Origin of the sequence: Polyangium sp. 6x1, from assembly GCF_029946515.1 — a bacterium.
GTDB lineage: Bacteria > Myxococcota_A > Polyangia > Polyangiales > Polyangiaceae > Polyangium.
In genome coordinates this window covers 438,526-456,636 of the sequence record NZ_JARZHH010000001.1, presented here as the reverse complement: position 1 = coordinate 456,636, position 18,111 = coordinate 438,526, and the positions used below count along the sequence as shown (strand labels likewise).

Here is an 18,111-nt window from a genome sequence, read left to right as displayed (position 1 = left end):
CAAGGAACACGCGGAGCAGAAGATGTGGCGTGGAAGCTTTACGTCAGGACGAACCTGGGGAGGGTAGGCTCACTTGCAGGTCGGCGCGACCTGACCGTCCGAGCCGGTCGAGACATAGGCGTCCGACACGTAGCCGTTTCCGATGAAGTCCCAGAGGGTCGACGTGCCGTAGGTGCCCGTCACCGACGTCCCCTTCTTCTGGCAGGTGATCGTGACCTTGGCGCCGTCCGCGACCGAGCCGACCGCAGCGCTGCTCGTGCTCGCGTCCGCGCGCACCGTGAGGGCGACGCCGTTCGTGTTCACGGTGCCGGTGACGGACGTGCCGCCGCCGCCGTCGCTGCCGCCGCAGCTATTCTTGCTCGTGTAGTTCTTCGTGCCGAAGAAGAGCGCCGTGGCGCCATTGAAGACGGGCCGGATGGCGACGCCGTTGCGGCGCACCTCATAATGGAGGTGCGGGCCGGTCGAGCCGCCGGTGTTGCCCACGGTGCCGATCTTCTGGCCCTTGCTCACGCTCTGCCCGACCGAGACGAGCTGCGAGTTCAGGTGCGCATACCGGCTGCGATACCCATTGCCGTGGTCGATCTCGATCCAGCGGCCGTAGCTCGTGTTGCCCTCGTTCGCGACGCGCGAGATCTTGCCGGCGGCCGAGGCCACGACCGCGTCGCCGATGTCGTCGCTGCGATTGAAATCGACCGAGTTCTGGGGGCTATGGTTCGTCCGGGTTTGTCCGGCCCAGACCTGCCCACACGGGAAAGGCAACTGGAACGCGGGCATGTCGCTCACGCCCTCGCTCGTGCTGCCGACCTCCTCGTCCACGGCTTCTTCGCCCGGCGGAGGGCCGTCGTCCAGCCACTCGTCGCCGCCGAGCGCCGAGGCCGGATCGAGCTCGTCGACCGGCTCGGCGACGCAGCCGCTCAGCGCGAGGCCAGAAGCAAGGACAAAGACGTTGGAGACAAGGGCCCACTTCGACGTCGTTCGCATGGCCGACCCATTCAGCAATGCGCGTACCGACCCGTCATCCTGGAGGCCGGATCACGAAAATGGCACCTCGCTCCACATTCGCGGAACTTTTACGGAAAGAGGCGGCGTGCCGCATCACGAAATTGGGGTCGGGGTGGGGGACGCGTTCCCCACCCCTTGGGGCAACCGTTCCCCACCCACGGCCCCTCATTCATCGCAGACGGCGGCGAGCTCGATCGGGGCGATGACCTCATTCGTGGCGTCGTCCACGATCTCGCCGATCGGCAGCTTCGACTGGGTCACGGAGATGATGGCAGCAGGGTCGATACGCACGCGGTTCGGGCTTCCCGTCGGGCGTACCTCGAAGACCCCCTTGGGAGGCACGACGAACGGCGCCGCGTTGGCCGGCGCGTCCATGCGCGTCGTCGACCCATCCTTCGGATCGATGCGGTACGAACGAATCTGCCGTCCGGGGATCATCCCACAAGGCGACCACGTCATCTCCCCATGGACGAAAATGAACCCGTCGGCCTGCGAGACCTTGTCCGGTGCGAACGAGATCCCGCCTTCCCAGAAGCAGTCCACGTCCTGTCCGCTGTCCTTGGGGCACGGCCCGTAGTCGTCTTCGCTCCCGCCGCTGCACCCCATCGCCAGGACCACCGCGCCGAGCGTTGCCACGATGCCACACATCCACGTCGTCGCCCTGCTTCGCATGTCATACCTCGCGTTCTCGAACCTGGGTTTTCGGCCCATTTCGAGGTCGTAAGGGCAACACGCGTGCCCGGGCAACGCGGGGCCGGTGGGGATTTCGACGGGAGGGGTTTACTTGGCCGGCAGGCCGAGCTGCTTGCCGAGGAACGTGAACGCGAGCGCGTCCATGTAGGCCTTCTGCTCGTTGTTCGCGGCGCCGCCGTGGCCGCCTTCGGTATTCTCGTAATAGAGCAGATCTTGCCCAAGCTCGAGCAGCCGCGCGACCATCTTGCGCGCGTGGCCCGGATGCACCCGATCGTCCCGCGTCGACGTGGTGAAGAGCGTGCGCGGGTACCGCGTGCCGCTCTTGAGGTTTTGATACGGCGAGAACCTGGCGAGCGCCGCGCGCTCCTCGGGTTTGTCGGGGTCGCCGTACTCCTCCATCCACGACGCGCCGGCGAGCAGCTTGTGGTAGCGCATCATGTCGAGCAGCGGGACGCGGCACACGATGGCGCCGAAGAGATCGGGCCGCTGGGTCATCATGACGCCCATGAGCAGGCCGCCATTGGAGCCGCCGATGATGCCGAGCTTCTCGGGCTTCGTGACCTTGCGCGCGACGAGGTCCTCGGCGATCGCGATGAAATCGTCGTACGCGCGCTGCCGGTTCTCCTTGAGCGCGGCCTGGTGCCAGGACGGACCATATTCGCCGCCGCCGCGGATGTTGGCCATGACGTAGACCCCGCCGCGCTCGAGCCACCCGGCGCCGGTCGCCGCGTGGTAATACGGGGTCATGGACGCCTCGAACCCGCCATACCCTTCGAGGAGCGTGGGCGCGCTACCGTCGAGCGACAGGTTTTTCTTGGCGATCTGGAAGTAGGGCACCTTCGTCCCGTCCTTCGACGTCGCGAACTGCTGGACGACTTCGAGCCCGGCGGCCTCGAAGAAAGCCGGATTCTTCTTCACGGTCGCGATGGGGGTCTTCTTGGCCGCATTCCCGAGGGCCAGCGTCTCCGGCGCCGTGAAATTGCTCTCCATGAGCCAGTAATCGTCCGAGGTATGCTCGTCGTAGGCGAAGGCCCAGACCGAGCTCATGGGCGACGTATCGAGCTTCGTCCGGACGAACCCGTTTTTCGTACGCGTGTGAACGAACACCGAGCTCTTCACGTCCTCGAGCTCGACCGTCACGAACGCCGTCTTCATGCCCATGTAGCTCTCGAGCGACGTGTTCCGCTTCGGCTCGAAGAGCGCGGTCATCTCACGTTTTCCGGCGCGGTAGTCCGCGAGCGGCGTGATGAGCAGGGCGCCTGCCGGCCACGTCTTGCCGGCCACGGTCCACGCGCTGCGCAGCCGGAGGACGAGCTCTCCATCCCAGACGCTCGCCTCCGCGTCGTCGGGTTTGTCGATCTTCTCGTATTTGTCGCCGTTCCGGAGGTGGAGCTCCTCCGTGAAGAACGACGGCCTGCGGGAGATCCAGTCGAGCTGCTTGCCGTGGTCGAACTGGCGCTCGCCGCTCACGGCCATGTCGGTCTTTTGCCCCTCGAACAGCGTCTTGGCGCTTTCGAGCTTCGTGCCGCGCTTCCACTCCTTCACGATCCGCGGATATCCCGAATCCGTGAGCGAACCGGGTCCGAAGTCGGTCCCGACGTACACGTTGTCGATGTCCTTCCAGTACACCGAGCTCTTCGCTTCCGGCAGCGTGAAGCCGCCCTCGACCATCTGCTTCTTGACGGTATCGAACTCCCGGACGACGGACGCGTCCGCGCCGCCGCGGGAGAGGAGCAGGAGGCAACGCTCGTACTTCGGGTACAGGCATTTCGCGCCGTGCCAGACCCAGTTTTCCTTTTCGGCCTTGGCGAGGGCGTCGAGATCGAGGACGACCTCCCATTTCGGGGCCGGCTTCTTGAAGTCGTCGAGCGTGGTGCGCCGGTAGAGGCCGCGCGGGTTCGTGTCGTCGCGCCAGAAGTTGTAGACGTACTTGCCCCGCACCTGGGGCATCGGGATTTTTTCCTTGGAATCGTAGATGCGACGCAGCCGATCCCGCAGCGCGCCGAACCCGGGCGCGGCTTCGAGCTCCGCCTTCGACTTGGCGTTTCGCTCGGCCACCCACGCGAGCGGCTTGTCCCCGAGGACCTCTTCGAGCCAGAGGTACGGATCTTCGACCTTGGGCTCGGGCTTGCTCATCGGCGTGGCCTCCGCTTTGACCGGCGTTTCGTTCGCGACCGTCGCGGCGGGCGGCGGGCTGGGAGGTGGCGTCGGCGGCGCGCCGCACGCGGCGAGCAGGGTCGCGCCGAGGAAAAGAGCCTGGGTTCGCATGGGCCGCAGTAAAGCGTATTTCCGGGCCCGCCGGAAGGTCACTTCAAGCCACGTCATCGCGGTCGAGCCCGAGCGTATGTCCTCGGTGATCTTGAGCGTCTCGGGCCCCGCGCGGAAGGACAATCGAGCAATCCCGAAGAGCGGGACGCAATGGACGCGGCGGCCACGACGACCGCTGCCTTACCGCAATCCATTGCGCTCGATGCGGCTGATGCATTCGGCGGCGCGAGGCGCGTGAAGTGTGTCAGGTCGCGAGGTCGAGCTTCATGCCTTCGTGGGACGCGGTGAAGCCGAGGCTCTCGTAGAAGCGCTTTGCCTCGGTCCGGGCCTTGTTCGTGGTGAGCTGCACGAGGCGGCAGCCGCGCGCGCGCGCCTCCTCGATGGACCACTGGAGGAGGCGCCGGCCGACGCCTGCGCCGCGGTGGCTCTCGGCCACGCGGACGCCTTCGATCTGCATGCGCAGGCCGCCCTGATACGTGAGGCCCGGGATGAACGTGAGCTGCAAGCAGCCGATGACGGCGCCGCCGTCCTCGACGACGACGAGGCGGTTGTTCGGGTCGCGTTCGATCGCCTCGAACGCCTGATGGTAGGCTTCGGGCAGCGGGCCTTCGGTGGTCTCGCGGGTCGCGCCGAGCGCGTCGGCGGCGAGGAGCTCGACGACGATCGGGACGTCTTCGCGGCGGGCATCACGGAAAATCATGAGGATTCGCGGAATGTGTCGGCGGACGCGACGCGCGTCAAGGTTCGGGGGAAGGCTTCGCGGGTTCGTCGTGCGTGGGCATCGTGGGCCGTCGTTTTCGCTCCGTGACGAGGTCGCGGATTCGCTCCACGGCGCCCTGGCATGCGTCGATGACCGTGAGGAGCGAGGCCAGCGTGGCGATCCACGGCGCCGGGAAAAAGCGGTTGTGCGACGAGCCGAGGTCGCCCGCGAAGATCGCGTTGACGAAACAATACATCGTCGCGAGCGAGGCGAACATCGCCGAGGCGAGCTCCATGAGCAGGCGCGCGATGGCATTGCGGATGCGATGCTGCAAGAGGCCCAGCAAGACCGGCGTCAGGAAGAGGACGGCGATGCTGATGCCGTTGCTCGGATTCTCGGTGAGAACTTCGATCCCGGTGTACGTCCTCGGGCTGCCCTGGCACGAGGAGCGCATGCCCCATTCGAAGGGGAGCGTGAGCGCGAAGAGCGCGAGCAGGAGGAGGCGCCGAAACGGGCTCCGGCGTGGCTTCTGGGGCGGGATCTCCGGGACATCGGGCGAAGGGCCGCTCGTCTGCTGTTCGTCTGCCATCGCGGGGGATGGTATCGCAAAGACGCGCGGCCCAGATCTTTTTCGTCGCAGGTTCAGGAGGGCGGCACGAACTCGAGGGCGAGCTGGAAGTCGCCCGCGTCGTTGAAGGGGTTGAACGTCGCGGGGTTCGAGCAGATCCAGCCGCAGAAGCCGCCGCCGCTCAGATTCACGACGCGGTTGTCGGAGCTGTAGACCGCCGACCCCGACGAGCCCGCGCCGCCGACCTGGAATGCGTCGGCCGCGACGGCGAACGGCGTGCCGGTGAGGTCGATGTTGCCGATGCCCGAGGGCGACGCGTCGCAGGACATGCCCACGCCGTACGGCATCGAGGTGACGGGCCCGCCGCCGTGCGTGAGCTGTCCGCTCGACGTGGAGAACGTCTGATCTCCGATATCGACGAGCAGCGTCTCCGGGTCGATGCGGATCTTCGTGTAGCTCGTCCGCACGTTCGTACCCGAGACGGCGCCGCCGACGGTATACTGCGAGAAATTCGCCGACGCGCTCGTGTTCTGCAGCGTGAGGTACTCGGCCGGCGAGGAGGCCATATTGTAGCAGTACGCCGTCCAGCCCTTGGCCACGTCGTGGTCGACGTGCAGGAGGTAATGGCCGTCGCCGGCATTGGGCGTCCGGGTCCGGATCTCCTGGCAGGTCGCCGGGGGCGGCGGGGGCGGCGGAGGCGGCGGCTGCGGGCCGAGGGCCTGCTCGGCCTCGGCGAGCGAATCTTCGGAGAGGCCCGCGGCGTCGAAATCGGAGTCGCCATCGGCAATGCAGCCCGTCATGAAGGGGGCGAGGAGGGCAAACGAGAGGGCGAAACGCGAGAGGTTCTGGGCGAGGTTCATGGTCAGCTCCGAGCGGGCTAAGGTGTTTTTCCTAGGGGGTTCCGGCCCCCGTCGTTCGTGACCATGGCAATTGCACCGGTCGTGCCAGCGGGGGCTGGCCGCGTGTTTCTCGCGATTTTGCGCGCGATTCGTCGAGATTCGTGGCGACCGCGCTCCGGAGCGCGCGCCGCGCACGGCGGCGCCGTTGAGGGGGACGACCGCCAACATGGAGGCTGGCACCTCCAGATCGGGTTCGCGTCCGTTCGCCACGCTCCGGCCTCGCGGAGGCGCGCCGCTTCGCCGGATCGCCTCGCTCGAAAGATCGGTCTGGTGTACCGTCCTCGACGATGGAAGCCGCGCGCGCCGCGTGTCGTGTGGGCCTGCTCGTCGCGTTCGTCGCGTCGGGTTGTCAGCGCGGAGGGGGAGAGGCCGAGGGGACGCGGGCGTCGGCTTCCGCGGCGGCGCCGAGCGCCTCGGCTGCGCCGGTGGCTCCGGTGGCTCCGCCTCCCGTCGCCTCGTCGAGCGTGGCGCCGAGCGCGGCGGCGCCGGCGCCCGAGCCGCCGTTCGATCCGGAGAGCGTGACGGCCGTCATCGTCTGGCAGAAGGACGACAAGGCCAAAGGCGGGTTTCGCTCCTCGTGGGTGGAGCGGGTCGCGGACAAACCCGTGGTGAAGGCCGAGCGGCCGGGGATCCTCGCGGTCTCGTCGACCTCGATCTGGTCGCTCGGGACGACGATCGTGAAGGGGTGCTCGCAGTACGCGTTCGACGCGGAGGGGCAGGTCGTCGTTCGAAACGGGCAGCCGGTCCGGGAGAACCCGAACATGGAGATGCCCGAGCTCGTGCGCGCCGAGGACGACAAGCGCGTGGCGCCGTGGAAAGACGGCCACGGATATCCGACGATGGGCACCCAATGCGAGAGCTCGCTCGAAGAGTACAGCGTCCGCGTGCAATTCGAGGGAGGCATGGGGCCGTTCGTCGTGGCCAGCGTGAACACGTATGAGAATCACGGCGGCGCGCATGGGATTCGCGGCCAGACCTTCATGACGATCGACCTCGATCGAGGGGCGACCGTGAGCCTCGCGCCTCCCGAGAAGGACAAGGCGGCGCTGGCGAAGGCCGCGGCGGCTGGGCTCGACGTCGAGCCGAAGGAGGTCCGGCCGGCGGGCGTGGTGCTTCTCTATGGCCCGCTCGGCGCGGGCCTCGCGCTCTATCGCTTCTGGGCCTCGGCGCCGTACGTCGGCGGCCTCGGGGGCAACAGCTACAGCAATGATTTCGTGGTCAGCTCGAAGAGCTTGCCCGTGGAGCTCGAACGGTACCAGAAGCTCCCTGCCTGGGTCGTGCCGCATCTGAACGGCAAATCGCTGAACGTCTTCCTGGTGCCGCCGGCGCGCCTCGCGTCGTTCCGGCGGCAGTTCGACGCGGCCTATTCGAAGTGACGACGGGGGCGCTTCCCCTGCGCGCGCCCTTCGTGCCATGCTCGCGGGCATGAACGACAAGATCATCGTCATTACGGGGGCGAGCGCGGGCATCGGCGCCGCGGTCGCGCGCAAGGCGGCGGCCGAGGGCGCGCGCGTCGTGCTCGCTGCGCGCAGGCAGAAGGAGCTCTCCGAGGTCGCCGCCGCGTGCGGGCCCGAGGCGCTCGCGGTGATCACGGACGTGACCGTGCGCTCCGACGTGGAATCGCTCGCGCGGCAGGCCCTCGATAGATTCGGCCGGGTCGACGTGTGGATCAACAACGCGGGCCGCGGCATCACCCGCCAGCCCTCCGAGCTCACGGACGACGATCTCGACATGATGATGCGCGACAACGTGAAGAGCGCGCTCTACGGCATGCAGGCGATCCTGCCGCATTTCAAGCAGCGCAACGCGGGGCAGATCATGAACGTCTCCTCGGTGCTCGGCCGCATCCCCTTTTTCGCCGCCCGGACTGCATACTCGGCCTCCAAGCACGCGCTGAACGCCCTCACTGCCGGCCTGCGCACCGAGCTCAGGCACGCGTTTCCGGGCATCGTCGTCACCACGGTCTTGCCGGGGGTCGTCGCGACGGAGTTCGGCCTCAATGCTCTGCACGGCGGGGTCGATTCGCGATCCTTGCCGGGCGCGCAGAGCGTCGACGAGGTTGCCGACGTGGTGATCGACGCGATCCGCAATCCGCGGATCGACGTGTATACGCGTCCCGTCTACGCCGAGAATGTGAGCCGTTACTACGAGGACATGGACGCCTTCGAGCGCGCCTCGTTCGTGGGGCCGAAATGATTCGCGAGGGATGGCCGACGAAGCGAGCCGCGATCGCAGCCTGCCTGATCGTCGCGTCCTGCAAGCCGTCGAGCGAAGACCCTCCGAAAGAGGCCCCCCGGGCCCCGCGTCCGCTCGGCGAGCTCCTCCAGCAGCAGAACCTCGCGTACGAGGACCTCGGCAAAGACTTTCGTACAACGGAAGTGCATGCGTTCTCGAAGAGCGCCACGCGGGACGCCTCCGGGTGGCCCCCGCCCGATCCGACGAAGATCACCGTGCGGTACACGAATCCCGACGGATGGGGCTCGGATCCCGGCGCCCGCACGGGCAAGGGCCGGCACGATTGCCTCGTCGCCATCTGTCCGACGACGAAGGAAATCGTCCATTCGGATCTCGAAGTGAACGGGACCCACGCGATCCTGGAGCTGCCCGCGGCCGATTGCCAGATCCGGCTGACGACGCGGGATTTTCACGGCTACCCCGCGGCGCACCTTCATCGCGAGCCCGGCATCCCCGGCACGCAAGCCTACGACGCGCCGAAGCTCCCCGCGGGCACGGCGGCGGGCGCCGTGATCGATCTCGGGGAAGCGACCCCGCGGAGGGAATGACCGCCGTACACGGCGATCCGTCGAAAAAAATTCATGCGCAATTCATGCGCTGCCGCTCGATTTCCAAGGAACGCTTGGAGCACCGAGGATCCTATACGAGCACCTTGGCGCCGTCGAGCGGAGGTTGAAATTCCGCCAGGATGGGGCATAGGATGCCGCCGTGACCAGCGAACGCGACGCATCCTTCACGTTGACGAGCCTCGACGAGGGGCGATCCTTGCGGCTCCCGAACCTCCGGGTCACCGTCACGCTCCCCGATCGGAACACCGTCACGGCGCCCCTCGGCCTCGCTCCCCTCGTGCTCGGCAAGAGCGCCGAATGCGATCTCGTGGTCACCGATCCCAAAGTGTCGCGGGTGCATTGCGAAATCCGCCTCACCGAGCAGGGGGTCCTGTTGAAGGACATCCAAAGCCGGAATGGTACCTTCATTCGTGACGTGCGCGTCGTCGAGGCCTTTCTCTCGCCGGGCGTGCCCGCCACCGTGGGCGATTCGACGCTCGTCGTGCAGCCGTCCGGCGGCGCCGCCGTTCTCCCCCTCTCCATGCGCGGCTCGTTCGGCGACGCGGTCGGCGAGGGCCTCGCGATGCGGGCGCTCTTCGCCCGGCTGGAGCGTGTGGCGAAGACCGACGAGACCATTCTTTTGCTCGGCGAATCCGGCACGGGCAAGGAGGTGCTGGCCCGCTCCATTCACCAGGAGAGCCGGCGCGCCCACCATCCGTACGTGGTCGTCGATTGTGGGGCGATCTTGTCCTCCACCATCGAGGCCGAGCTCTTCGGGACCGTGCCGGGCGCGGCCACGGGCGCGGTGAACCGGGCGGGCTTTTTCGAGGCCGCGCATCAGGGGACGATCTTCATCGACGAGATAGGCGAGCTGCCGCTCGAAGCGCAGCAGAAATTGCTCCGCGTGATCGAGGCCCGGACCGTGCGGAGGGTCGGTTCGCCGCAGGAGCGCGCCATCGACGTGCGGATCGTCGCGGCCACGCATCGGAACCTCAAGGCCATGGTGGCGGAGGGCAAGTTCCGGCAGGACCTGTATTTCCGCCTCTCGGTGCTCGAGCTCCAGGTGCCGCCCTTACGCGAGCGGCGGGAGGACATTCCGCTGCTCGCCGAGCGCTTCCTTTCGAGCCGCCATCCACCGCTGAAAGCCTCGGACTTGCCGCCCGAGACCCTTCCCATGTTGATGGGATACGACTGGCCCGGCAACGTGCGCGAGCTCCGCAACGTCATCGCGCGACTCGTCGTGTTTCCCGAGCTTTTGCACGAGATCCTGGGCCCCACGGCGAGCCCAACGCCCGGGAGCATTTCCGCCCCGCCGCCACGCGCCGCCGAGGCGGCGACCGCGGATGCCGAGGATTCGAAGCTCGGGAGATTGCTCGAGCTCTCGCTGCCCGAGGCGCGTGAAGCCGTGCTGGCCGAGCTCGAACGCAAGTACGCGACGGCGAAGCTGCGCAAGTACGACGGCAACATTTCGCGAGCGGCCGAGTCTATGGGCGTCTCGCGGCAGCTCCTTCACCGGCTCCTCGATCGGCACGGGATCCGCGCGAAGGAGGGGACCCACGAGAGCCCGGCGCCCGGGCGGACCTGATTGACGTGATGCGATACGGTCGACCGCGACGGGATGAGCCCGGACAAACGCAAGACGCGACGGTCGAGCAGGCCGCGCCGCCTCGCCTGCCGCGCGCCGAGGGCGATGAAACTCCGGTCGCCGCGCCCGGGGGGGTCGCGACCGAGGACGCGTCTCCGCCGGCCGATCGCGCGGAGCATGCGCCGCCGGATCCGGGAGACGACGTCCCGGAGATCCCGCCGGTGCTCTATTCGCGTTTCGAGGCGTTCGAGTTCCTCGGGCGTGGTGGAATGGGCGCCGTCTACAAGGCGCGGGATGTTCGCCTCGGCCGCGAGGTCGCCGTCAAGCTCCTCTTCGGCGCCGAGCCCGAGCTCGGCGGGAGCCTGCTCCGCGAGGCCCGCTCGCAGGCGCGCATCAAGCACGAGAACGTATGTGAGGTCTACGAGGCGGGGACGGCCGATCACGTGCGGTTCATCGTCATGCAGCTCATTCATGGCGAGCCGCTCGACAAGGTGAAATCGGCGATGTCGCTCGAGGAGAAGGTGCGCGTCGTCCGGCAGGTCGCCTCGGCCTTGCACGAGGCGCACCGGCTCGGGCTTGTGCACCGCGACGTCAAGCCCGCGAACATCATGGTGGAGCGGGGCGAGGACGGGGCGTGGAAGCCTTACATCATGGATTTCGGCCTCGCCCGGGAAATGGGAGATTCAGGGTCGACGGTGTCGGGCGCATTGATGGGCACGCCCGCGTTCATGTCGCCCGAGCAGGCGGCGGGGAAGGTGCGCTCCCTCGATCGTCGCACGGACGTGTATTGCCTCGGCGCGACCCTTTACGACGTCCTCGTCGGTCGCCCGCCGATCGTCGCCGACGCTCTCGCGGCGCTGCTCCAGGGCATCATGCACGAGGAGCCGCTCGCGCCCCGGCAAATCGAGCCCGAGCTGCCGCTGGATCTCGACGCAATCGTGATGAAATGCCTCGAGAAGCAGCCCGCGGCGCGGTACGACTCCGCCAAGGCGCTGGGCGACGACCTCGAGCGGTTCCTCGACGGCGAGCCCGTCGCGGCGCTGAAGCGGGCGCGCCTGTATGCGCTCATCCGGCGCGCGAAGAGGCACAAGGTCAAGCTGTCGATCACGAGCGTCGTGCTCGTCGTGGCGACGGTGTTCGTCGGGGGGTGGGTGAGCGAGCGGGCGCGGGCCGAAAAGCAGGCCACCCTCGCGCGGGAGCTCGGCGAGAGCGTGAAGGAAATGGAGTTTTTCCTGCGAAACGCGCACGGCCTGCCGCTCCACGACATCGATCGCGAGCGGAGCATCGTGCGGGGGCGGCTCCAGGCGATCGCGTCGGCGATCAGCGCCGCGGGCGACATCGGCGTGGGGCCGGGGCATTATGCGCTCGGGCGGGGGTACCTCGCGCTGCAGGAGCCCGAGGAGGCGGTCGCGCACCTCCGGCAGGCGGAGGCGGCGGGATATCGAGCGGCGGGGCTCGATTATGCGATGGGGATGGCGCTCTCCGAGATCTACAAGAAAGAGCTCGCGGACACGAAGCGGATGGAGGGGGAGCGGAAGAAGCAGCGCATCGCGGCGATCGAGGCCGAGTACAAGCAGCCGGCGCTCGTGCACCTCCGGGCGGCGCTCGGAGGGACGATCGATGCGCCGGCGTACGCGGAGGGGCTCATCGCGTTTTACGAGGGGCGCAATGAGGACGCGCTGGCGAAGGCGCGGGAGGCGTTCGAGAAGGCGCCGTGGCTCTATGAGGCGAAGAAGCTCGAGGGGGACGTGCTCTTCGCGATCGGAAAGAAGTACGGGCACGACGCGGCGTTCGATTTCGAAAAGATGTCGAAAGGGTTTGGCGAGGCGGGGGAGGCGTACCGGGCCGCGGCGGAGATCGGCAGCAGCGATCCGGCAGTGCATTTCGCCCTGTGCGAGCTCGCCACGCAGGAGATGTGCGGCGCATACGCGCATGGAAGCCCGATGCGGCCTCATTTCGAGGCGGGGAAGGCGGCGTGCGGGAGGACCGTCGCCGTGAACCCGGGGCAGGGGGCGGGGCATGTGTCGCTCGCGCAGCTCCATTCGCAGTACGCATGGCGCGTCGCGGCCAGCAGCGCGCCGGGAAAGGACACCGAGGAGGCGCTCTCGGCGGCGACCCGGCACGCGGAAGAGGCGGCGTCGAAGAACGCCGAGGACCCGATGGCGCCGTACGTCGTGGGGCTCGTGTGGCGCTCGCGCGTGATGTACGAGGCCGATCGGGGTCTCGACGTGGTGCCTGCCGTCGACCACGCCATCGCGGCCTATGACGAGGCGCTGAAGCGTGATCCTTTCTTCGTCTGGGCGCTGAACGAGAGCTGCTCCTCGTATTACTTCCGCGGGGAGCGGGATTTCATGCACGGCATCGATCCACGGAAATCCTTCGACGAGGGGCTCGCGCGTTGCCGTCGGGCCACGGAGGTGGCACCGGACTTCGCGTACGCCAAGATCACCGCGATCGGCACGCGTGTGCTGATCGCGGAGCAGAAGGTATCGGTGGGCCAATCGCCGAGGGACATCGCGAGAGAGGCGGAGGACGCGATCGAGCATTTCCGGCAGCAATCCCCCGGCTCGTCGCTCGTCCCACGTTTCCGCGCCAACCTGGCGCTCTCGGAAGCGGCGTATCTGCTCGAATCGGGGGGCGATCCGACGCCGGCCGTGGCGCGCGCCGAGGCTCTCATCGAGGAGTATGCGCGCCTCGCCCCGGGGTCCAACCACGCGCAGCACTTTCGCGGCCAGGCAGCTTCGGTTCGTGCCCGCTCGCTCCTCGAGCGTGGCGAGGACCCTTCACCCTGGGTGAAGAAGGCTCGCGAGGAGCTCGCCAAGGCCACGGAAGCCAAGCCCTGGAACATCGGGTATCGCCTGGCCAGCGCCATCGTGGAGACCCTCGCGCTAGGGTGGGCCCTTCGAAGCGGCCAAGGGGCGGAGGCCGAGGTCGACGCCGCCCTCGCGTCGCCGAAGGCGGTCCTCGACGTCGAGCACGCGGATCCGCGGCTGCATCAGGTCCTCGGGGAGCTCTGGGAGCTCCGGGCCGCATTGCGAATGTCCCGGCGGGAGGATGGGGCTCACGAGATCAAAATGGGGCTCGACCGGATCGAGCGAGCGCTGGCCATCCATCCCCGGATGGCGCTCGCGCTCGCTTGCAAGGGCCGGCTCTTCTTGCTGCGGGCGAGCCTTTCGAAGGAGCGTCGCGCAGAGCAGGAGCTCGGTCGAAAGGCGCTCGACGCGTTCGACGCGGCGATCCGCGAGAATCCGCTCCTCGAGCGACGGGAGCGGTCGAACGTCGAGGCGGCGCGGCGCCTCGCGCAATGAGGGCTTTCACTGGGGCTCGGGCAGGCAGCTGGGATACAACGTTTTCCAGCCGTCTGCCTTGAGCCAGGTCTGAATGGCCGGGTGGCCTTCGCAGGATGTCCAGGTCTCCGTCACGGCATCGTACGTACAGTGCGTTTGATAGCCGGTCCGCACGGTCACGGGGCAGTCCGATGTACGGGCGAACCGGCCGCAGGTCCGCGTCTTCGCGGCGGCGGCGGTCTTCTGGACGCACGTGTTCGAAAGATTGTCGAGCGGCCAGACCTCGAGCTGGAGCCCGTTCGCGTTCTCGTATGCGACCCAGAGGGCCTCGTTGAAGGTAAACAGCGACTTGATTGGCAGGGAAATGTTCTGCGACGCGAGGTTCGCGCCCGCCAGGAGAATGTCTTCCTCCGCGCCGAAGGGGTTGAGGTGAGCCAGCATGACCGCGAAGAGGTCGTACTTCTGCTGCGACGTCGCGAGCGCGCCCGTGGGCCAGCCGCTCGTGTTCGTCAGCATGCCTTGTCCCAGCCACAGAAAGTTGTCGCCGGGGTGCGGTCCTGTGGGGAGGGCGATTCTCGCGGCATATTTGAGCGTATCGCGGCCCATCTGGGATTGCTCCATCACCTGCACGGCCGCGTTGTTCCCGTCGAATGCCGCGGACGTGGAGTCCCAGAGATCGTCCATGGCGATGATGAAGGACTCGCTCTGCAGTCCGTTGCCGCCCTGGGTGTCGCCGCCGCCGCCCGACATCCTCTCGAGCCCGACGGGGTCGAGCGCGTTCACTTCATCCGACCCCGCGAGGCACGCCGCCTGGAGGAGACCAGCACCGATGGAAGCAGCAACGAGGAGGGAGCGCTGAAACGTCATGGTATTGAAGTCCTTTTCTTGAGGCTCAGGCGACGTCTTCGTCCGTCGCGTGGATACGATCCATCATAACAAGACCCGTGCCAGGCCGAAAAGCGCGGGGGCGCATGCTCCCTCCCACAAGACTGCGCCAGACCGAGCCGCGCCTGGCACGGCGCTGCGACACTGTCACGCTGCCGTGACAGCCGAATGTTCCGCCTTCGTGACGGGGTTTCTGGGCCGCGAGCCTCAGGGCGCGACGACGATATGGTACGTGACGTCGAGCGAGAAGCTGCCAACGTTGTTGTCGATGCTCGCCGCAAAGCGGATCTCGTGTTGCCCCGGCGGCAGCGGGTGGAGCATGGCCCAGTAGCCGTCGGCCACGGAGGAACGCGGCGAGCCCACGGGGACGCCGCAGGAGTTCGCTTCGATCGGCCCGCTGCACGCGGGGGCGACGCGGTCCTCGACGTTCAATGGCGACGCGTCCGCGAATACCTCGGAGTGGGCCCGGTAGGGGTCGAGATTGGCGACAGAGACCCCGTCGATCTCGAGGAGCATCGTCCCCTCGCCGCTCTCGATGTACGACGACGCCCATTCATGCAGCTTGTCGTCGGACGTCGCGAGCTCGCACGTGTACGACCCGTTGACGTACTCCGGACAGCTCCGGTACACCACGTTCACGATCGGGAAGAAGATCCCTTTGCCGACCGGGATCGTGCAATTCCGGGTCGCCGTCCCGCCCATGGTGCCCGCGAGGAAGAAGACGTTTCCCGATTGATGCAGCTCGCACGGGCCGTCGAGCATCGGGTTCTCGTCGACGGGGATGGAGAGCGCCCATTGCCACCACGCGGCGGCCCAGTCCTCGTAGCTCGCGCCAAAGGGATGCGCCTGGCGGGGGAAGAGGAGATTGTGCCCGGGCCCCTTTTTCGCGTGGGTCTCCGGAGCTTTCGCCCCTTCCGCCGAGCTCGGCGCGGAGAGCGCGCTCAGCGCCATCGCTTCGGCGGGGACGACGTCGATCGGGGTTGCGTCGGCGCACGCGGACGCGAGGGGGGCGAGGGCAGCGATGAGCGAGGCAAAGGCGATGTTGGTCTTCATGGCGGTCTCCCTTCGTTCGGGAGGGAGCCATTGCAGCGTTCGTGCCAGAGCCTGAGCCGCCGTCATTTGAACGGCAAGGACGTGGGGCTGTCAGGCTCGCGTCACAGCCGCGGGGAGGGCGCTGTCACGGCGGCGTGACGGGTGTCATGGGTGCGTGACAGCGGGTGCCGGAAGGAACGGCGCGACGACGACGTGATCTCGGGGGCCTACGCGCGAGATTGCGAGGTTCGCGACGTTTTTCTCGTCTGGCACGTCCCATGCGATGTGGTGTCGCGTATTGAAAACCCCAGCGGCAGGAACACCCGTGAAGAAGGACGGCATTGCACTCGGATTTTGTGTCGCGCTCGCGGCGGGTACCGCCATCGGCCAGGTGGCGACCTCGCTCTCGCATCGGCTGTCGGCCGTGGGACATCATTACGCCGACGCGGCGGGCTACATCCCCGTCACCACGACGAACGACGGCATCAAGTACATCGCCACCGCAGACGGACAGGATCCGTTCGTTGCGTACAACGTGGGCGACTATGTGGCGGACGGCGCGACGCTGGCGGTCTGCGGTATCAACTCGGCCGGAGGGCTCGTCGGATGCGACCCTGCTTATGGCGTGACCATGCTCTACGCGCTGGAGGACGTGCAGAGCGCCGGGCCCGACTCGACGCTCATGACGCTCCAGTGCGACGTGCTCTTCGGGACCACGGGCCACTGCAAGATCACGTGGCTCGACGGGCGCGCATCATGTTATGCATGCAGCGGCGACTCCTGCGCCAAGCCCCACTGCTAGAAAGGCCAGCATGCTGTTCCGCTGCGGCGAAGCCCTCTGCAAGAAGCACCGTCTCGGTGCCGCGGCGTGCCTGCTCGCGAATCACGATCGTCGCAAGGGCCTCGTCCTCCGAGCGTTCGCCGCCGACGAATCTTTCCTTCGAAAGGTGCAGTCCGACCTCGCGCCGCGGCTCGGGTTACGACATCATTCCGCGGACTCCGCAGGCAGATCGTAATCGAACGTGTAGCGGTGCTCGCCGCCGACGATGTCGATCTGCATTCGGCCGCGCAGCCCCGTGAGCGCGCCCGTGGCGGTGTCGGGTACCACGGTCAGCGAGAGCGAGGCGGCGCCGCGGTCCATCGTGCCGCTGTGTTGCAGCACGAAGCTCCCGGCGCGCCCGTCGAGCGCGCCTTCCACGCGCTCGATCGCCACGTATCCGGCCGAACCCTTCACGCCGGACACCGCGCTGATCATCTCCACGACGCTCGTCGCCACGAGTCCCCCCTCGAATCGTTTGTCGAATCGGCTGCGCCCGAGCGTGGCGCCTTCGCGGGTATCGTACGGCGGTTCGGCGGTGCGGGTGATATCGAAGCGTCCTTGGGCTTTGTGGTTCATGGCGGCCGAATGTACCGGGACAGACTCCGGCGCGCAAGCCCCGTCTTTGGCGCTGCCTGCTCGTGCTACGAGCGCGGGGCCGCCCACGCTGCTACGATCTCGGATGCAGAAGCGCATCAGCCGACGAGACCTCCTGCGCGTCGCGGGTTGTTGTGCGGTCGGGATCGCCGCGGTCGACGCCCTCGCGATCGAACCTGCCTGGATGGAGATCACCGAGCACGACGTCCCTGTCCCGGGCCTGCCGCGTGGCCTCGAAGGCTTCCGGATTGCCCACCTCTCGGATTTGCATTTGAGCTCGCTCGGGGGTGTCCACGACGCCGTGGTGGAAGCCATGAAGTCGTTCCAGCCAAACCTCGTCGTCCTGACGGGCGACTCCGTCGACGATCCGAACGCGCTCGGGGTGCTCTCGGAGTTTTGCCGCGCGCTTGCTGCGACGGGGCGCGAGGTGGTCGCGACGGTCGGGAACTGGGAGCACTGGGGCGAAGTCCCGAGGGACGACCTGCGACGGGCATTCGTGCGTGTCGGCGCGAAGCTCCTCGGAAACGAATCCGCGCGGCTCGCGAGCGGAGTTACCGTGGTCGCCACGGACGATTTCTGCAGCGGCCACCACGACCTCTCCTCCGCCTTGCGCGACCCGCCCTCCGGACCCGCGCGGCTGTTTCTCACGCACGCGCCCGGCATATTCGACGAGCTGCCCCAGGATGCCCCGCGCTTCGATCTCGGCCTCGCGGGACATACGCACGGCGGGCAGGTGCGGGCCTTCGGCGCGCCGATATGGCTCCCGCCCGGCTCGGGGCGCTACCAATCGGGAATGTATACGACGACCAAGGGGCGGATGTACGTGAGCCGCGGGATCGGCACGAGCGTTCTGCCCGTGCGGTTCACCTGCAGGCCAGAGCTACCCGTGTTTCGGCTCGTGGCGGGATGAGCGAAGGGCGCGGCGAGCCTGGCGGCGCTCGGTCGGCGCGGCGTGGAGAGGGCGAACTCTGTCGCGCTCGGGGGGGAAACCGAGT

16 protein-coding genes are annotated in these 18,111 nt (G+C 67.6%); 7 read left to right on the top strand and 9 right to left on the bottom strand.

Annotated features, from left to right (window positions below):
* Positions 1–69: 69 nt before the first annotated feature.
* From QHF85_RS01720 to QHF85_RS01695, 6 genes are all read right to left on the bottom strand, one after another.
* The gene (locus QHF85_RS01720) at positions 70–981 is read right to left on the bottom strand and encodes a peptidoglycan DD-metalloendopeptidase family protein (protein WP_281325242.1); all 912 of its coding nucleotides are present in this window, start codon (positions 979–981) and stop codon (positions 70–72) included.
* A 186-nt stretch (positions 982–1,167) separates the two neighbouring features.
* Positions 1,168–1,674, bottom strand: a complete 507-nt coding sequence (locus QHF85_RS01715) for a hypothetical protein (RefSeq protein ID WP_281325241.1) — start codon at positions 1,672–1,674, stop codon at positions 1,168–1,170.
* A gap of 108 nt (positions 1,675–1,782) precedes the next feature.
* A complete protein-coding gene (locus QHF85_RS01710) occupies positions 1,783–3,963 on the bottom strand; it encodes a prolyl oligopeptidase family serine peptidase (protein ID WP_281325240.1) in 2,181 nt (726 codons plus the stop codon).
* Positions 3,964–4,207: 244 nt separating this feature from the next.
* Entirely contained in the window at positions 4,208–4,663 is a 456-nt protein-coding gene (locus tag QHF85_RS01705; RefSeq protein ID WP_281325239.1) for a GNAT family N-acetyltransferase, read from the bottom strand.
* 37 nt (positions 4,664–4,700) lie between these two features.
* Entirely contained in the window at positions 4,701–5,252 is a 552-nt protein-coding gene (locus tag QHF85_RS01700) for a hypothetical protein (protein ID WP_281325238.1), read from the bottom strand.
* A gap of 53 nt (positions 5,253–5,305) precedes the next feature.
* The gene (locus QHF85_RS01695; RefSeq protein WP_281325237.1) at positions 5,306–6,091 is read right to left on the bottom strand and encodes a GON domain-containing protein; all 786 of its coding nucleotides are present in this window, start codon (positions 6,089–6,091) and stop codon (positions 5,306–5,308) included.
* Positions 6,092–6,417: 326 nt separating this feature from the next.
* On the opposite strand from QHF85_RS01695, the gene QHF85_RS01690 reads away from it, so the two are divergent.
* The 5 genes from QHF85_RS01690 to QHF85_RS01670 all read left to right on the top strand — a co-directional run bounded on the left by QHF85_RS01690 (position 6,418) and on the right by QHF85_RS01670 (position 13,806).
* On the top strand, positions 6,418–7,506 hold the full coding sequence (locus QHF85_RS01690) for a hypothetical protein (protein WP_281325236.1): 1,089 nt from the start codon (positions 6,418–6,420) through the stop codon (positions 7,504–7,506).
* Between the two features lie 49 nt (positions 7,507–7,555).
* Positions 7,556–8,326 (top strand): SDR family NAD(P)-dependent oxidoreductase, encoded by a 771-nt coding sequence (locus QHF85_RS01685; protein WP_281325235.1) that lies wholly within the window; start codon positions 7,556–7,558, stop codon positions 8,324–8,326.
* The gene (locus tag QHF85_RS01680; protein ID WP_281325234.1) at positions 8,323–8,913 is read left to right on the top strand and encodes a hypothetical protein; all 591 of its coding nucleotides are present in this window, start codon (positions 8,323–8,325) and stop codon (positions 8,911–8,913) included. Before QHF85_RS01685 ends, QHF85_RS01680 begins: the two co-directional genes overlap by 4 nt.
* Before the next feature lie 160 nt (positions 8,914–9,073).
* On the top strand, positions 9,074–10,498 hold the full coding sequence (locus tag QHF85_RS01675; RefSeq protein WP_281325233.1) for a sigma 54-interacting transcriptional regulator: 1,425 nt from the start codon (positions 9,074–9,076) through the stop codon (positions 10,496–10,498).
* 8 nt (positions 10,499–10,506) lie between these two features.
* A complete protein-coding gene (locus QHF85_RS01670) occupies positions 10,507–13,806 on the top strand; it encodes a serine/threonine-protein kinase (RefSeq protein WP_281325232.1) in 3,300 nt (1,099 codons plus the stop codon).
* A gap of 6 nt (positions 13,807–13,812) precedes the next feature.
* Here the strand turns inward: QHF85_RS01670 and QHF85_RS01665 are convergent, their stop codons facing one another.
* Together QHF85_RS01665 and QHF85_RS01660 are read right to left on the bottom strand one after the other, a co-directional pair.
* The gene (locus QHF85_RS01665) at positions 13,813–14,652 is read right to left on the bottom strand and encodes a hypothetical protein (RefSeq protein ID WP_281325231.1); all 840 of its coding nucleotides are present in this window, start codon (positions 14,650–14,652) and stop codon (positions 13,813–13,815) included.
* Between the two features lie 225 nt (positions 14,653–14,877).
* Positions 14,878–15,723, bottom strand: a complete 846-nt coding sequence (locus tag QHF85_RS01660) for a hypothetical protein (RefSeq protein ID WP_281325230.1) — start codon at positions 15,721–15,723, stop codon at positions 14,878–14,880.
* Between the two features lie 304 nt (positions 15,724–16,027).
* Between QHF85_RS01660 and QHF85_RS01655 the strand changes: the two genes are divergently transcribed.
* Positions 16,028–16,504: a hypothetical protein gene (locus tag QHF85_RS01655; RefSeq protein WP_281325229.1), complete on the top strand. Its 477-nt coding sequence runs from the start codon at positions 16,028–16,030 to the stop codon at positions 16,502–16,504.
* Positions 16,505–16,687: 183 nt separating this feature from the next.
* Here the strand turns inward: QHF85_RS01655 and QHF85_RS01650 are convergent, their stop codons facing one another.
* A complete protein-coding gene (locus QHF85_RS01650) occupies positions 16,688–17,098 on the bottom strand; it encodes a DUF3224 domain-containing protein (RefSeq protein ID WP_281325228.1) in 411 nt (136 codons plus the stop codon).
* 103 nt (positions 17,099–17,201) lie between these two features.
* On the opposite strand from QHF85_RS01650, the gene QHF85_RS01645 reads away from it, so the two are divergent.
* Positions 17,202–18,026, top strand: a complete 825-nt coding sequence (locus QHF85_RS01645; protein ID WP_281325227.1) for a metallophosphoesterase — start codon at positions 17,202–17,204, stop codon at positions 18,024–18,026.
* Positions 18,027–18,111 lie beyond the last annotated feature (85 nt).

Coding starts and splice junctions, on each gene's coding strand:
- QHF85_RS01715 (WP_281325241.1), bottom strand. CDS start 1,674: ATGCGAAGCAGGGCGACGACGTGGATGTGTGGCATCGTGGCAACGCTC.
- QHF85_RS01680 (WP_281325234.1), top strand. CDS start 8,323: ATGATTCGCGAGGGATGGCCGACGAAGCGAGCCGCGATCGCAGCCTGC.
- QHF85_RS01700 (WP_281325238.1), bottom strand. CDS start 5,252: ATGGCAGACGAACAGCAGACGAGCGGCCCTTCGCCCGATGTCCCGGAG.
- QHF85_RS01710 (WP_281325240.1), bottom strand. CDS start 3,963: ATGCGAACCCAGGCTCTTTTCCTCGGCGCGACCCTGCTCGCCGCGTGC.
- QHF85_RS01665 (WP_281325231.1), bottom strand. CDS start 14,652: ATGACGTTTCAGCGCTCCCTCCTCGTTGCTGCTTCCATCGGTGCTGGT.
- QHF85_RS01660 (WP_281325230.1), bottom strand. CDS start 15,723: ATGAAGACCAACATCGCCTTTGCCTCGCTCATCGCTGCCCTCGCCCCC.
- QHF85_RS01720 (WP_281325242.1), bottom strand. CDS start 981: ATGCGAACGACGTCGAAGTGGGCCCTTGTCTCCAACGTCTTTGTCCTT.
- QHF85_RS01695 (WP_281325237.1), bottom strand. CDS start 6,091: ATGAACCTCGCCCAGAACCTCTCGCGTTTCGCCCTCTCGTTTGCCCTC.
- QHF85_RS01685 (WP_281325235.1), top strand. CDS start 7,556: ATGAACGACAAGATCATCGTCATTACGGGGGCGAGCGCGGGCATCGGC.
- QHF85_RS01690 (WP_281325236.1), top strand. CDS start 6,418: ATGGAAGCCGCGCGCGCCGCGTGTCGTGTGGGCCTGCTCGTCGCGTTC.
- QHF85_RS01645 (WP_281325227.1), top strand. CDS start 17,202: ATGCAGAAGCGCATCAGCCGACGAGACCTCCTGCGCGTCGCGGGTTGT.
- QHF85_RS01705 (WP_281325239.1), bottom strand. CDS start 4,663: ATGATTTTCCGTGATGCCCGCCGCGAAGACGTCCCGATCGTCGTCGAG.
- QHF85_RS01650 (WP_281325228.1), bottom strand. CDS start 17,098: ATGAACCACAAAGCCCAAGGACGCTTCGATATCACCCGCACCGCCGAA.
- QHF85_RS01670 (WP_281325232.1), top strand. CDS start 10,507: ATGCGATACGGTCGACCGCGACGGGATGAGCCCGGACAAACGCAAGAC.